The organism is Enterococcus sp. LJL51 (genome assembly GCF_054871795.1).
Genome location: NZ_JBTXLW010000001.1, coordinates 251,324 through 266,035, shown reverse-complemented (window position 1 = coordinate 266,035; position 14,712 = coordinate 251,324). Strand labels below are relative to the sequence as shown.

General features: G+C 38.6%; 16 protein-coding genes. 15 read left to right on the top strand and 1 reads right to left on the bottom strand.

Going from position 1 to position 14,712, the window contains the following annotated elements:
- Window positions 1-315 precede the first annotated feature (315 nt).
- From tsaE to ACYSNQ_RS01220, 7 genes are all read left to right on the top strand, one after another.
- Window positions 316-789 (top strand): tRNA (adenosine(37)-N6)-threonylcarbamoyltransferase complex ATPase subunit type 1 TsaE, encoded by a 474-nt coding sequence (tsaE, locus tag ACYSNQ_RS01250; RefSeq protein ID WP_426080949.1) that lies wholly within the window; start codon window positions 316-318, stop codon window positions 787-789.
- On the top strand, window positions 782-1,309 hold the full coding sequence (locus ACYSNQ_RS01245; RefSeq protein ID WP_426080948.1) for a GNAT family N-acetyltransferase: 528 nt from the start codon (window positions 782-784) through the stop codon (window positions 1,307-1,309). Before tsaE ends, ACYSNQ_RS01245 begins: the two co-directional genes overlap by 8 nt.
- Before the next feature lie 280 nt (window positions 1,310-1,589).
- Entirely contained in the window at window positions 1,590-1,877 is a 288-nt protein-coding gene (locus tag ACYSNQ_RS01240; RefSeq protein WP_426080947.1) for a TIGR04197 family type VII secretion effector, read from the top strand.
- Window positions 1,874-2,233, top strand: a complete 360-nt coding sequence (locus tag ACYSNQ_RS01235) for a DUF3958 family protein (protein ID WP_426080946.1) — start codon at window positions 1,874-1,876, stop codon at window positions 2,231-2,233. The genes ACYSNQ_RS01240 and ACYSNQ_RS01235 overlap by 4 nt, the downstream gene beginning before the upstream one ends.
- The gene (locus ACYSNQ_RS01230; RefSeq protein WP_426080945.1) at window positions 2,234-3,118 is read left to right on the top strand and encodes a hypothetical protein; all 885 of its coding nucleotides are present in this window, start codon (window positions 2,234-2,236) and stop codon (window positions 3,116-3,118) included.
- A gap of 169 nt (window positions 3,119-3,287) precedes the next feature.
- Window positions 3,288-4,001, top strand: coding sequence for a metal-binding protein ZinT (locus ACYSNQ_RS01225; protein ID WP_426080944.1), 714 nt, complete (start codon window positions 3,288-3,290; stop codon window positions 3,999-4,001).
- 103 nt (window positions 4,002-4,104) lie between these two features.
- Window positions 4,105-4,692 (top strand): nitroreductase family protein, encoded by a 588-nt coding sequence (locus tag ACYSNQ_RS01220; protein WP_426080943.1) that lies wholly within the window; start codon window positions 4,105-4,107, stop codon window positions 4,690-4,692.
- Between the two features lie 108 nt (window positions 4,693-4,800).
- Here ACYSNQ_RS01220 and ACYSNQ_RS01215 read toward each other — a convergent pair whose 3' ends face one another.
- Complete coding sequence (locus ACYSNQ_RS01215) at window positions 4,801-5,055, bottom strand: hypothetical protein (protein ID WP_426080942.1); 255 nt, start codon at window positions 5,053-5,055, stop codon at window positions 4,801-4,803.
- A 330-nt stretch (window positions 5,056-5,385) separates the two neighbouring features.
- On the opposite strand from ACYSNQ_RS01215, the gene ACYSNQ_RS01210 reads away from it, so the two are divergent.
- The 8 genes from ACYSNQ_RS01210 to ACYSNQ_RS01175 all read left to right on the top strand — a co-directional run bounded on the left by ACYSNQ_RS01210 (window position 5,386) and on the right by ACYSNQ_RS01175 (window position 14,705).
- Window positions 5,386-6,372, top strand: coding sequence for an HD domain-containing protein (locus tag ACYSNQ_RS01210; RefSeq protein WP_426080941.1), 987 nt, complete (start codon window positions 5,386-5,388; stop codon window positions 6,370-6,372).
- Between the two features lie 585 nt (window positions 6,373-6,957).
- On the top strand, window positions 6,958-7,158 hold the full coding sequence (locus tag ACYSNQ_RS01205; RefSeq protein ID WP_426080940.1) for a hypothetical protein: 201 nt from the start codon (window positions 6,958-6,960) through the stop codon (window positions 7,156-7,158).
- Window positions 7,159-7,172: 14 nt separating this feature from the next.
- A complete protein-coding gene (locus ACYSNQ_RS01200; RefSeq protein ID WP_426080939.1) occupies window positions 7,173-7,682 on the top strand; it encodes a phage major tail protein, TP901-1 family in 510 nt (169 codons plus the stop codon).
- Window positions 7,683-7,760: 78 nt separating this feature from the next.
- The gene (locus tag ACYSNQ_RS01195) at window positions 7,761-8,102 is read left to right on the top strand and encodes a tail assembly chaperone (protein WP_426080938.1); all 342 of its coding nucleotides are present in this window, start codon (window positions 7,761-7,763) and stop codon (window positions 8,100-8,102) included.
- A gap of 98 nt (window positions 8,103-8,200) precedes the next feature.
- Complete coding sequence (locus ACYSNQ_RS01190) at window positions 8,201-8,452, top strand: hypothetical protein (RefSeq protein WP_426081156.1); 252 nt, start codon at window positions 8,201-8,203, stop codon at window positions 8,450-8,452.
- Window positions 8,453-8,467: 15 nt separating this feature from the next.
- The gene (locus ACYSNQ_RS01185; protein WP_426080937.1) at window positions 8,468-11,134 is read left to right on the top strand and encodes a phage tail protein; all 2,667 of its coding nucleotides are present in this window, start codon (window positions 8,468-8,470) and stop codon (window positions 11,132-11,134) included.
- A gap of 14 nt (window positions 11,135-11,148) precedes the next feature.
- Window positions 11,149-11,916 (top strand): distal tail protein Dit, encoded by a 768-nt coding sequence (locus tag ACYSNQ_RS01180; RefSeq protein WP_426080936.1) that lies wholly within the window; start codon window positions 11,149-11,151, stop codon window positions 11,914-11,916.
- Window positions 11,913-14,705, top strand: a complete 2,793-nt coding sequence (locus tag ACYSNQ_RS01175; RefSeq protein WP_426080935.1) for a phage tail spike protein — start codon at window positions 11,913-11,915, stop codon at window positions 14,703-14,705. Before ACYSNQ_RS01180 ends, ACYSNQ_RS01175 begins: the two co-directional genes overlap by 4 nt.
- The last annotated feature ends 7 nt before the right edge of the window (window positions 14,706-14,712 follow it).

Below are 14,712 nucleotides of genomic sequence, written 5' to 3'. Positions count from 1 at the left end.
CCAAGCTCTTTTTTTGTATTAAATCTGAATATATGGTGTTCTAACGCCCATTTATCCTTTGAGGATTGAGGCAAAGTGAGAACCATAGATAATCTTGGAGGATACCAAAGCTTTGCAAAAAATACTTAGAATGGAAATTCTCGGAACTAAGGGCCTTTAGCCTTTTTTTTATTCAGATTTGGATACTCAATATTAAAGATATTTGTATAGATAGCTGCTATAGATAGTTATTTTGTGATATACTCACCAAAAAGAAAATACAGCTTAGCTCTAATATAAAAGAGCAGCTGCCAAAGCTTGCTGAGAGGAGAGACTATGAAACGAAAAATAGATGGTCTTCTGGAAATGGAGACTTTTGCAAAACAAGTCGGTGCTTTAGCCGAAGCTGGAGACGTAATTATCCTGTCAGGTGATTTAGGCGCAGGAAAAACAACGATGACAAAAGGAATTGCCTTGGGGCTGGAAATCGACCAGATGATTAAAAGTCCAACCTACACCATTGTGAGAGAATATCAAAACGGACGATTGCCGTTATATCACATGGATGTTTATCGTGTGGGCGGAGAAGGAGATGACTTAGCTCTGGATGAATATTTTGAAGGAGAAGGGCTTAGTGTTGTTGAATGGGGTGAACTGTTGGAAGACTATTTACCTGAGGAGTACCTGCTGATCAGACTGGACAAAGATGCTTTAAAAGAAGAACAGCGGCTGGCTGTTTTGACTGGAGTTGGTATGAAGGGAGAAGCTTATTTAGAACGGATAAAGAATGCGGAGGAAGCCAATGGGTAAAGAAGAAATAGAAATAATCATCCGTGAGGCCATACCGGATGATGCGGAGCAGTTAATTCAAGTGTTTTATAAAATCGGCAGTGAAACACCATATCTTGTTATGGATGAGAATGGTGCAGGGGTTGACACAGAAGAAATGGCTCACAACTTGGCTGAACTTTATGAGTCTTTGAATAATGTACTGATGGTGGCTGTCGCTGATGGACAAGTTATTGGAACTGCATCAGTTAAGGCGTCTTCAAAGCAGCGAATGGAACATATTGGTGAAATCGGAATTAGTATTTTAAAAGAATTTTGGGGACTGGGACTTGGCGGACTTATGATGGAAGAACTGATTGACTGGTCAAAAGACAGCGGTATTATTCGACGTCTGGAGCTAACCGTTCAAGATAGAAATCAGCGGGCAGTTCATCTGTATGAAAAGCTGGGCTTTAAAACTGAAGTAGTCATGGAACGAGGGGCAAAGACTGACGAAGGTGAGTTTCTCAAGGTCCGCCTAATGAGTATGCTCATAGACTGAAGGAGCTGAAAAAAGATTTTTTTATTTCGCAAAGTGTTATTGTTTGCAATTTTATTATGAGGGTAGTATTATAACCTCACAACAACTAACAACCCTTTTTATTTTTCATTTAACTCCTTTTCCATCCCTGTAAAAATTACAGGGATGGTATTTTTTTGTTAAAAATTTCTAATAGGATTAATTACTATCTTATGGTATAAAATTCATTCTTTATGTGATATCATTAAATGGTGAAATAAATTTTTAACAAAGGAAATGACGTTTGTAAGGAGAGAGAATAATGGAGCGGATGAGTAATCAACCCGAACTGGTAAAAGAGTTTGTCTCTACAATAGCTTCTTCCCTTAAATATATAAATGAGACAGCTGCAATTGAGCTGGATTATCAGACAACGGTGGCTGCCAGTTTTTCTGCTCAGTCTTCTGTTGAACAGCTGAACGAAATCAGCAAAGAAATCAATGCGCTTATTACACAAGATATTAAAAATCTCCTGAATGTATCATCTGAATTGGAAAAAGCTGACCAATCTATCCAAACAAGCGTCGAAAGAACGGGGATATGGCAATGAAGACAAAAGATGAACTATTATTTGAACTTGAACAGGAAGAAAACAGAGTCGCAAATGCACATTATAAAGCAGAGCAGACGGAACGTGAAATGAACCGTATTCAAGAAGGATATGAAGGGATTTTTCATCAATCCTCCCATTTATTTTTTAAGCTGGAGGAGATGTTTCATGAAAGTCGGTCGAAGCCAGTCTTTGATGAGATATGTACAGAAGTAAAGATGGAGCAGGAACGCATCTTTGAACGAATGGAAGAAGAAAAAGATATACTGATTCGAAGAAAAAAAGAGTTTGAGAGTCGGGAAAATGAGATTTACTACGAAAAGAGACGCATGATGGTTAGGCTGGAGGATATATAGATGAATGTTTCATTATACTTATCTTCTGTTGAACAGCAGTCACACCAGATTATTTCTTTTTGTGAGCGACAGCAGGCTGGGTATAGGGAGCTACAGGGGAATCTGCAGCAGTTTATCGCGGATAAAACACTTGAGGGAAACGTCTATACAGAGGCCAAAAACTACTTTGCTCAACTCTATCTACCATTAATTCACGGAATACTGTTGCTTACAGAAAAAAATGTAGCAGCAAATAAGCAATTTCCGGAAGAATACAAATTTTGTGTCGATTACTGCAGCTTACAATCTGGGGAATTATCTGATGGAATCAGGGAGTGGGCAGAACGAATAGAAGACTTAAGAATTCAGCAAGAAAAAATTAGACACTCGGAGCTGAATCCTTTATTAAAAGTGTTTCAACTGGAAAGAGTTGAAATACTGATGAAGCTTTTTTATACTGCAAAAAAAGAAATGGAAGATAAGCTGGAGCATCTATTGTCGTTTCACGCATCATCTCCTCAGCTGTTTGGTGATATTAAAGAGCTGGAAGCGATTGTCTGCAAAGAAATCGAGAGAATCAAACAATTGAAGAAAATAAATAATGTATCTTTTCAAATGAGTCATGTAGAAAAAAGCTTCAAGAAAAATATTCAAAAGCAAAAATTTACACAAAATATTGAGAATTTTCAGAAAAAATACAATTTGATAAAGCCTGAGCAGTGGTCTCAAAAAAGCTTTCTAGATTGTATAGCTGTTCTTGCAGTGAAGGAGAAGCGGTTAAAAGCTGTTCTTGGTTGGCAGACTAAAGAAATCAATGCCTACCTTAACGAGCTCATGACAGATTTTTCCAGCAAATCTGAGAAGGAGATTTTAACAAGTTTATTAGCTGAACGATTGAATAAATAGTGTGTGAAGTAAAAACAGATGGATAAGGAAGGCAGATGAGAAAAAACGCATCTGTCTTTTTTATGTGTAGATCGAGGTAATACAGTTAAAAAATTTTTTATTTACAGTAAAATTTTAGTATGATATTATAAATCGTAATCATTACTATTTGTTTTCAGGAGGAATTTATTTGAAAAAAGGATTTGTTATTGCAGGTCTAGCTATTATTACAGTTATTTTTATCGCAGGATGCGGAGAAAAAATGACTTCCGACAAGGGGAACCTTTCTGAAGCGGAAGAAAGTAAAGCCAGCTCAGCTGGCAGCGTAAAGGAAAGTAGAGACAGCCATACTCATTCCCATAATGAGAGGGCCGCTTCGGGAATTTTTGATGATTCAGAAGTTGAAGACCGGTCGTTAACAGATTGGGAAGGTCAGTGGCAATCTGTATATCCTTATTTGGAAGCTGGAAAACTAAATCAGGTATTTGAGGACAAGGCAAAAGAAAACGTTGAAAAAACAGCAGAAGAATACAAAGAATACTATGCAGTCGGATACCAGACAGATGTTGAAAAAATTGATATCTATCAAAATCTAGTGTCATTTTATCAAAACGGAAACTGGAGCTCTGGGACTTATGAATATGCTGGCTATAGAATTTTAACGTATGAATCTGGTAAAAAGGGCGTCCGTTATTTATTTACAAAAATTGAAGGCGATAAAACTGCGCCTCAATCGATTCAATTTAGTGATCATATCATTGCATCTGAGCAATCTGCTCATTACCATCTGTATTTTGGTGACCAGTCTCATGAAGAGTTGTTAAAGGAACTGGATAACTGGCCAACTTATTATCCGCAGAAATTATCTGGAGAAGATATCGCTCATGAAATGCTGTATCATTAAAAGCTGGAGACTTAAGTAAAATACTTTAAAATTGACGCCATAACCAATCTCTGATATATTTCCTTTAATTGAGAATGATTATCAATAGTGAAGGGTGTTATAAATGAGTCAGACAATGAGACAACTAATTCGTGAACGGCGAACAATTAGGCAGACTTCTCCAGAGGAGCTGTCTGTTGGTGAGATTGAACAGATTCTTGAGACGGCTGCATATGCTCCGTTTCATTCGAAAACAGAGCCTTGGAAGGTTTATACTTTGCAGGGAAAAGCTGCGCATAAACATTATATTGACCGGATATTAGAATGTTATCGAAGAATTAATCTGTGGAAAAATTTTGGGCCTGAAAGAATCTCTGAACTAGAAGATAAGTCTAGAGAATACTTTGAAAAAGTTCCGTTTTCCTTGATTGTAACAAGTAAAACTACAGGAGTGGAGAAAGCTGATTTTGAAGCCGTGCTGGCAACAGCAGCATTTATACAGAACATTCAGTTAGCGGCATGGGAAGTAGAGATTGGCATCACCTGGAGAACAACAGAAAATATTTTTGATAGTGAGTTTCAGCAGTCAATTGGTATTCCTGAAGATGAACGCATTGTTGGTTCATTACAATTGACAAGATTAAAAGGGAAAAAGCCTAAAGCCAAGCGTAGAAAGGAACTATCTGAGTGGGTTTTCTCATTAGGAATTTAGTAGAAGTCAATCATAAAAGTTTAAATAAATGAACCAAAAACAGAGACTAGAAAATATATTTTCCAGTCTCTGTTTTTGATTCAATAAATCGTGCTAATCCATACAAGCTTACATATGGGGAAAATAGAAACTCACAGAAGCTGGGGAAACAAGGAATTCTTTTTTATCAATGTTTAGTTCAGATGAAATCAGTTCTATACTTACTACGCTATCGTCTAAGGTGTTGATTCGATAGAGCTTGGAACCATAATCCTGCCATTCGCCTAATTCTAGAAGAGCTGTGGAAAAAGAGGTATCAGGCTTTCCTTTATCAAAGAGAATCATATAGTCATGGCTTGGTTTTCCATCCTCGGTTGTCAACAAATCGTTTGGATTTCGAGAGAGCGTCTTTCCAAATTTTTCATATAACTTCTTTTCAGAGCTTAAATATTTTTGATTAGATGCAGGAATAATTGATTATTTAAAATGCTGAGAATCCCTTTTGAACATGATAGCTAACTCCTTTAAGTAACCTTTTAGATGATTATAGTCCTTTCCCATGAAATTAGCTATAGCCTATAGATTAAGAGCCGACTATCAATGAACTGCTCAAAGGCTCTACTTGTTTGGTTTTTCAGAATATGAGAGAATTTGTATTGAAAAAGTCTGTGGTGGAATGAAGCAGCGGATTCATCATGGAGGAGGGAGTAGAAAATGGACATTTCTGATGAACTTTATGGAGAATACGAAATAGAAGAGGTTTTAACCGCCTTGATTTATAGTAAAGAGGTGCAGCGTCTAAAGGATATTCATATGATTGGTCCATCCTATTTATTGAATCCTGTTTGGAATGAGACGAGATATGAGCACTCTGTGGGTGTAATGCTTCTTGTCAGAAAGCTGGGTGGTTCCGTCGAGGAACAAATTGCAGGATTGCTTCATGATATTTCTCATACGATATTCTCTCATGTAATTGATTTAGTTATGGATAAACAACAGGAAGACTATCATGAGGAAATCAAACAGACATATTTAAGCGAAAGTTCAATTCCTGATATTTTGAGTAGTTATGGCTATAATTATGAGAAAATCCTTTTAGATGATTGTCAATGGACTCGATTGGAACAGGCGGCTCCTCTGCTTTGTGCAGACCGGATTGACTATACACTGCGAGAAGTTTACCGCTATTTTAAAACTGATTTAAATGAGATTCATGATTTTCTCTCAGAGATAGTATTCTTGGAAGGCAAAATTGTGTTGAAAAGCGTTTCAGCTGGAGAGTGGTTTGTTAAGCAATATTATAAAATTGTATTGGATTTATTTTATGATCCTTTGAATATGTACGGCTATGAAATCATGGGCCGACTGCTAAGCTATGCTTTAGAACAGGGTTGTTTATCCACAGAGGATCTCATGAAAACTGAAACTGAGGTTTTGAATAAACTTAAAGCACTTGGAGATCCAAAACTAGATGAACTTTTCTGTTTATTTTACACGCGGGTTGCTTTTAAATTAGTTGATGAGAATGAACCCTTTGACATTTTTCAAAAAAAGAAGTTGCGGTTGATTGATCCCTTAGTTGCTGTCGAGGGTGATATTGTATATACATCTGCCTGCTCGATTGATGCCAAGCGGAGAACCGCAGAAGCAAAGAAAAAAAGTGACAAGGGTGTTTACTTACTTGTTACAAAACCAAGCTGACAAGAGGATGGAACAGAAGCGGTCAGCTTCAAGCACCCGGTAGGTACTTTTCAGCATCTGTTCTACTTACGTAGGAAGTAATCACAGTGATTCAAAGCACTAAGCAGGAAATTACGAAAATGACAGTCAACATGAAGGTAAACCATTCGATGTTGACTGATTCCTACCTGGTGCTCCACAAATGTTTGCTAAATTCCGGTTTATTGCCGAAGAAATTACTCCTGCGGTTACTCGTCGCAATTAAGTGCTCGTATGTGTTACTGTCTCACCGTTTATTCGGATTTAAGCATACTAAAAGTCTGGGAATTTAGTTATGTCCCAGACTCAACGGATTGCTGAGCAATCAAATAGAAGAAATAATATATTTACTTGAACGAGCGCTAAATCTTGTACATGGGATTTAGTGCTCGTTTTTTATTTTGACGTTTTTTACAAGCGTTGAAATAAATATTGATTTATTTTGACAGTTTTTTGCGAGTATTATGGGAGTTTTTTCTTTTCAATAGCGGATATAATCATTCTTGTAACGAACGTACGTTCTTTTTCGGGAGTCGCCCGTGACTTTAAATGAGAGGAGAAAAATAGATGAAAGCCGATGTTTCTTTTTTTGGGAAATCTGCCATTGAAATAATTAATAATCAAAATATGGAGATTCAAAAGCAAAATAGAATCATAAAAAAATTACAAAAGAGGGTAGGAGAAGAACAGAAGCGGAAGCATCAGCTTGACTCTTGTCTCAATCAGCTGAAACAAGAAAAACAGGAAAAGAAATACAATGAATTTTGAGGAGGAAATTAAACATGACAGCACTAAGTGGTATCGATGTAGTATGGCGTTTTCGTTTAGCAGAGGATGAAGGAAACGAGGATGCATGGGGATTAGCCTATAGTACAGAAAATGGATATTCAAAATCAAAGGAAAGTGAGTCAACTGTAACTAAAGACGGTAGCGTAGTTACACCAGGAGCAACTGAAACAACGGTGACTGCAACAACTTTGTATAAGATTGGTTCAGATCAGATTGATAAGCTGGAAGCAGCGATGGATGATAATAAACGTGTGCAGATTTGGCGCATCAACACAAAAGAAGTAGGTACAGATTCGAATTCGGATAAATTCAAAGCAAAATACTTTGAGGGCTATTTTACATCATTTGAAGAAACAGATACGGCAGAAGATAAAGTGGAATACTCTTTGGAATGGGCCGTTGAAGGAACTGGTAAAAATGGTTTTGCTTCATTAACTTTGGATACTTCTGAAGGCGGAGACTATGCGTTTAAAGATACGGTAAAAGTTGAACCAAATCCGTAACAATAAAAAATAAAAATACGCAATTTGATTTTGGAAGAGGCAATGAACTGTCTCTTCCAAGTATTAGGAGGAAGAAGAATGGAATTATCACTTAATGAAAAAACAGCGGAATTTAGATTTGGTTATGGCTTTCTAAAAGAAATCAATAAACGCTATTCAATCGAGCGCAATGGTATGCAGCTTAAGCTTGGAGTGGGAGCAGTACTTTCCAATTTACTATTATCAGATGTTGATACGCTATTTGAGGTATTGCTGATTGCCAATATGACAGAAAACCCAAGAATTACTGTGAAGGAACTTGAAGAGTATGTGGAAGTAAATGGTGTTCAAAAGCTTTTCGAGGATGTTCTTGAAGAGCTAAAAAAGTCGGAATTTACGGGAATCATGACGAGAAAAATGATCGAAGAGGCTCAGGAATAGAACGAACCGAAGAGGTTGATTTTAGTGAAATCTATGAACAAGTTTGTCTGAATTGCTTTCGATTTTTGAAAATTACAGACTTTTTGCTTGTGGATCGGATGACAGTCCCGGAATATGAGCTCAGAATGAAGGCCTATCAGCTGCAAATGCTTGATCGCCAATATGAAATTCATATGCAGGCCTGGGCAAATGTAATGGCAGGACAAACGAAAAAAGGGCGCCCGGTATTCAGAACATTTGAGAAATTCTTCAACTACCGTAAAGCAGAACAAAAGATACTTGGAAAGAAACAGAAACAGCCATCTGATACAAAAAATCTCCAAAATTGGATTGCGAATTTCAATTCATAGAAAGGAGTGTGAGAAATGGATAACTTAACTACAACGTTACTGGTAAAAGATAAACGCTTTAACCGCTCGATAAAAAAAGCGATGAAGCTGATGAAAAAGATAGACAAGCAGACAGCGAAAGTTACTAAAAATTTCGAAAAAATGCTGAAGCCGCTATCAAATACTTCCAAAGTGAGCAAAGGCTTTTCAGCTATCAGTAAGCAGGTGGAAGCACTAAACAAGGCTGCATCTGCCAGTGATTTTGCAGGATTTCAAAAAGCTTTGACAGAAGCCGGCATCTCTTTTGGCGCCCTGTCTACAGAAGGCGCAGCAGCACAGCAGATTATTCAGCAGCTTACTCAAAGCTACCTACTACTAAGTAAAGTAATGAGTAATGAGTTGGCAATTGATAGCTCGGCTTTTGCTGCTTTGAATAAAGAATCTCAGCTGCTGGTACAGAGTTTTATTAATGTTAACAAGGCAGTTACAGGACTAAAAAATGAACTGGCAATCGATAGTTCATCAATTGCTGAGCTGAATCAGCTAGGCAGCCGCTTGACTTCTGAATTTTCAGTAATGAGTCAAAGTCTGCAGTCCTTCGGTATCGCATTGTCAGTAAATGCAGCCGCAATTGAATCCTTTAAGGGGACATTTACAGGTTCCTCAGCAGCAATCAATGGTTCATTGGGTCAAATGATACAAATGAGTGTACAAGTAGGCAATGCATTAACAGAAATGGCGGAGCAGCCACAGACTCCTGTTGAGAAGACCAAAAATTCATTTGAGAATTTACAAAGTGCCTTAACCACCTTTTTTGATCCTATTTCAGAGGCAAGTAGCCTAGGTGATACTTTTGACGGGATGAAAGAAAAAGTCAGTGATTTGGAATCTGCTTTTGGCGCGTTTGACCTATCCAATATTAAGGAACATTTTACGAATTTTAGTAACGTGGCCGGACCTAAGCTTGATACAGTTTGTGGCTATTTTGATAAATTTGCTGAGACGTCTAAAAGTGCTACAAAAAAAGCTGGCGAAGTTTTTAACGGCTTTGGACAGTCTTTCAGCAATATACCCGACAAGATAATATCTGTCTTTAGCGCTGTTGACTCTGGTGTAGGCGGATTTGCAGATGATGTTGCAAGAACAATTGGCAATCTTGCTCCTAGGACGGTTGAAACCATGTTAGGAATGAGAAACGGCGTTAACTCTGCATTGAGTGGTCTAGGAACAGGAGCAGGAGCGGCGGTTGATTTTTTTGGAAATATCTCCGAAGGCTTGAGTAATGCTTCCCAAAATGTTCCTTTACTAGCAAAAGCGTTTGGCGGTATCGGGAATGGCATTAAACAGTCAACATCTGTTGGTGCCACAGCCATGAACACAATGGTTCAAGGATTAACATCAGTTATGGGCTTTGCATTGAAAGCTTTAGGACCCGCTGCAATTTTAGGTGTGGCTCTCGCCGGATTTGGTATGTTAAATAGCCAATTCGGTGAACAAATCAATGGTATGCTGACAACAGCGATTGAGCAGGGACCAGGAATCATCACAGGATTTATTACAGGGATTATCAGTAAGCTTCCGGATTTAATGGCCTCTGGTGCACAATTAGTTGCTAAACTGGCTGAGGCAATTAGCGTCAATTTGCCAGTTATTATTCAAGGGGCAGTTCAACTGCTGCAGGCCCTAGTCCAAGGAGTAATGGATAATATGGATACATTGCTGCAGTCAGGAATTATGATTGTTGAGGCATTGGCAATGAGCCTGCTTGAGGCGGCTCCCCAGTTATTGTTGACAGGCTTAGATTTACTGCTGTCATTAGTGAACGGGATTATTGAAAATAAAGATCGGATTATTGAAGCGGTCAAGAATATCATTACGACCTTTACCGAAAATATTACCAATAATTTACCGGAAATTATTGATAAAGGGATTGAGATACTAACAAAGCTGGCAGAAGGAATCATTTCTATCCTGCCGGAACTAATACCAGTAGCGCTCAATGCCATTACCACCTTTGTTAATGGTTTGTCGGAAAACCTGCCAAAACTATTAGATGCAGCCATTGAGATTGTCGGCAAGCTGTGTGATGGCTTGATTAAAAATCTTCCTGAAATACTATCTGCAGGTGTAGAGTTAATTCTTGCATTAGTGAACGCAATTCTAACGAACTTGCCGAAGATTGTATCAGCTGGTGGTCAGATTATCATGGAAATTGTTAGTACTTTGGTGAAATCAGTACCAGACTTAATGCAGGCCGGCCGTGATCTAATTCAAGGCCTGATTGATGGAATCGTGGGAATGGCTAAAAATATATGGAAAGAAATCACAAATATTGGTGAGGGTATTATGGATATGCTGACAGGCTTTTTCGGTATTCATTCTCCTTCCCGTAAAATGCGGGATGAAATTGGTAAGATGCTGCCTGAAGGAATAGCCGTTGGGATTGAAAGCAGGGCTTATGTAGCAGATCAGGCGATGGAAGATTTAGCATCAAGGATTATGCTGCCGGTTTTAGACACAGGAGAAGCACGGATTCAGGCGCTGCAGGAATATTCTGTTCAGTCCAATAGAAAAGAGACCTCAGAAGCTGTGAAGCAGCCGGCAACCTTTAATATCAAACTGGGAAATCAGCAGTTTCAAGCTTTTGTTAGTGATATTTCAGAAGCAATGGGACGAGATTCTGAAATTAATCTTGCATTTTAGAAGGAGGAAAACGAATGTATTATTTTGAAGACACAGAAAAAAAAGAGCATATCGATGAGCTGAGACTCCCTTCTTCTGCAATGCTGTATGATGGCTTGTATTTTGAAAAAATCATTGAAGGTTATCGAACGCTAGCAGTTACAGGCAGGGAAATGCTCTCAGTGGAAATTGAAAGACAAGAAACCCGTACAGGCAGCATTAAGCTAAATCAGAAGCTTCCTTCAAGAAGTATCCGGGTTACCTATCAGCTGATGGGGAAAAATCCTGAAGACACACAAAGCAAGTATCATCAATTGATGCAGCTTTTATATAGAGAAGAAGATGTGGAAATCCGTTTTCGGGATGAAGGGGAGTATTCATATTTTGGAATTTATAACTCCAGTGAAGAGGTACCAGGAACGACCAATAGTATTGTTTCCAGCTTTGAGATTTTTTGTCAAAATCCTAGAAAATATTCACAAATGCTGAACACGAATAATGAGATTACAGCGCATCTTCCCTATAAAACTACTCCGGAAAAAATAGAAGTTACGGTGGCTGTTGCTGGGGGACTCATTGTGAAAAATGGTGAGAAGGAAATCAAAATGACTGGTAAAACATTTACCTCTGGAGATAAAGTAACAATTGATTTCAGGCAAGGCCGGATTCTTCTTAATGGTGTTGATAAAACTTTGTTGCTGGATTTAGACAGTGATTTTGAGAATTTCTATATTCAAACAGGTGATAGGCTCTCTTGTTCTAATGGACTGATGAAAATTTTTTATAGGGAGGTTCTATTATGAATGCGAGTGTTTATTTTTTTGATGAACACCAGCAGCTGCTTTCTGTGGTAAAGGAAGACAAGCTACTTGAAGTTATTCAGGAAAAAGAAATTACAGCCAATCAGGCTGAGCTGATAAAGGATACACTAAATGTGACGTTGGTCTACGAGGAGAAGTTAAAAAATTCCGCCTACATGGCCGTTAAGGAAGAGGATAAAACGTTTAGCTTTTACCGAATTGCAGTTGATAGCGAGTCGGAAAACAAGCAAACCTTTACAGGTATTTCGTTTGCACCTGATGAATTGGATTCTTATATAATTCAGGACTATCGTCCTAAAAATGAAGCAATAAAAACAACCTTGACGAAGCTGATTCAAGGTACGGAATGGCGTTTAGGCTATGCGGAAGCAGCCTTACCAGCTATTACTGACACATTCTACTATGTGTCAGTTAAGGAGGCTTTAAAGCAGCTGCAGACTCATGGCTGTGAGATTCTTTTTAAATATGAAATCAAGGGCAGCGGTATCTCAGATAAGTGGATTGAGGTTTATCAAAAAATTGGCAAGCACAGCAATAAGCGCTTTACCTATGGCGATAAAGTACTGGATATTGTTAGGGAACAGGATAGAAATCAGGTGTATACAAGTCTAATCGGTCGCGGCCGTGGAGAAGACGTTGGTGATGGTTATGGAAAAAGGCTGGATTTTTCTTCTGTGGTTTGGCAGAAATCTGCTGGTGATCCTGTGGATAAGCCGAAGGGACAAGCTTGGGTTGAGCTGCCTGAAATGACAAAACTTTATGGAATACCTTTGAAAAATGGAACAATGAGACGACGTGAAAAGGTGATTCAGTTTGATGATGAGGACGACGCTAAAAATCTGCTGCAGCGAACCTACCAGTCGCTGGTGGAATACTCCCGCCCTCTGGTGCAGTTTAAAACGCAGACATTGGAGAGTGATTCCTTAGGAAATACTGTAACGATTCATAGATATGATAGAAATTATCATTATCGGACCCGGATTTTCAAAGTGAAAATTAACCGCCTAAGTGGAAAAACAGAAGCTAGTTTGGGAGATAACATCACAAAAAGTATTAGTAAAGCTGCTTCGGATTTAAAAGGTGCTGTTACTGCAATTGATGAGAAAAAAATGTCGTTCTATGATTCAGAAGAAATTTCAAAATGGCAGGATGATATTATACGGGGAGCTAAAGGCGGCTCCATTATGCTGATGAATCAGCAGGATCTTGGTAAAGGAGATTCCAGAGAACCTTACCAGCAGGTTTTTATGAATGGCGATTCTTTAGAAACAAGTAATCATTTCCTGGTGATGAATTCAGATGGTATCGGGTTTATTGAAGGTGACTTCCATAAAAATAAGGCTCATACGGCATGGACAATTGATGGACAGTTTAATGCTGATTATATAAAAACCGGTACATTAGAAGGGGTTACTCTTAAAACAAAAAGTAATCAGCTATTTCAAGTCGTAATTAGTTCAAAAGGAAGTATTAAATTCTTGAAGAATGGTGAAGAAGAGCTGGGACGACTTTTTGCTACTCTTTCTGGATCAACAGGACAAGCGAATGGTTATGCGTTGCTACAAAGAAAAGGATATATTTTTTCAATTAACTCAAAATCAGAAAACGATGAGTCGTCGTCACGATATGTAATACAGATTCCAAAGGAATCTACTGCTGATGATCCCAAGATTAATTCTAGAGGTGTTTGGAACCATAGTGGTGATTTACGAATTACTGGGAAACTGATTGTGAATGGTATTGAAATCAGTGGTAACGGTAATGGCGGCAGTGGCGGCAATCCCGGCAGCGGTTATCCACCAGAAGTAACAACACAAGCAGATAAATTCGCTTGGGATTTATGGAGTTTTTTACTAGCCAACGGCTACAGTAAAGCTGCTGCTGCTGGTATTTTAGGGAATGTCCAACAGGAAACCGGTGGAACGATGGATCCTGATACAGATCAAATCGGCGGCCCCGCATATGGATTAGTCCAGTGGGATGGATCAATGTATCCGCTGATTGGTAATCAAACTTGGGATGGGCGTGAGTATGTTCAGCGCTTAATTGCCGCTGCGAGTATTACAGATGATTATAAATCAACTGTGGGGCAAGCAAAATTAATTGAGTGGTCTATGTATAACGGACAATGGCTTGGCGCCGTCAGTCCAACAAGTGTGACTGGATTTAAAGCTGTCTCTGATCCTGCGGTCGCTGCATATGCGTTTGAAATGAACTTTGAGCGACCTAAAAATGCACATCCAGAAAGACAAGGATATGCTCTGGAATGGTACAACAAGTTTAAAGATTTAAAACCCTCAACAGGGACTGGAACTGGAAAAGCTGGTTTAGACCATCTAGAGTCACTAATTGGTCGTTATTGGGGAAATGGAGAATGTTATGCAGTTTCAGCTGAATTCAGCGGCTATCTAGGCGGCTGCGGCTTAGGCGCAGGAACACAATATGGCTTGAGTCACGTTATAGGTGATACTAACGCAGCAGCTGATATTGGTAGTTCTTATAACTGGTCAGCAGTTGGTTGGAAAGTGATTTACAATCCTTCATATGATCAGTTAGTTACTGGAGCGATTATTAATTGGAAACGTGGTGGCAATGCTGGCGGTTTCAATGTTGACTATCAATACGGACATACAGGTGTCATAAAAGGGTTAGCTAATGGCAGAATACAAACCTATGAGCAAAATGCTGGCAAAGGAAGAATTGTAGCAGTATACGATCGAGCATGGGTTGCTTCCAGCGAAATTAGTTCCATTGTTATACCACCAAAATAAGCAAATA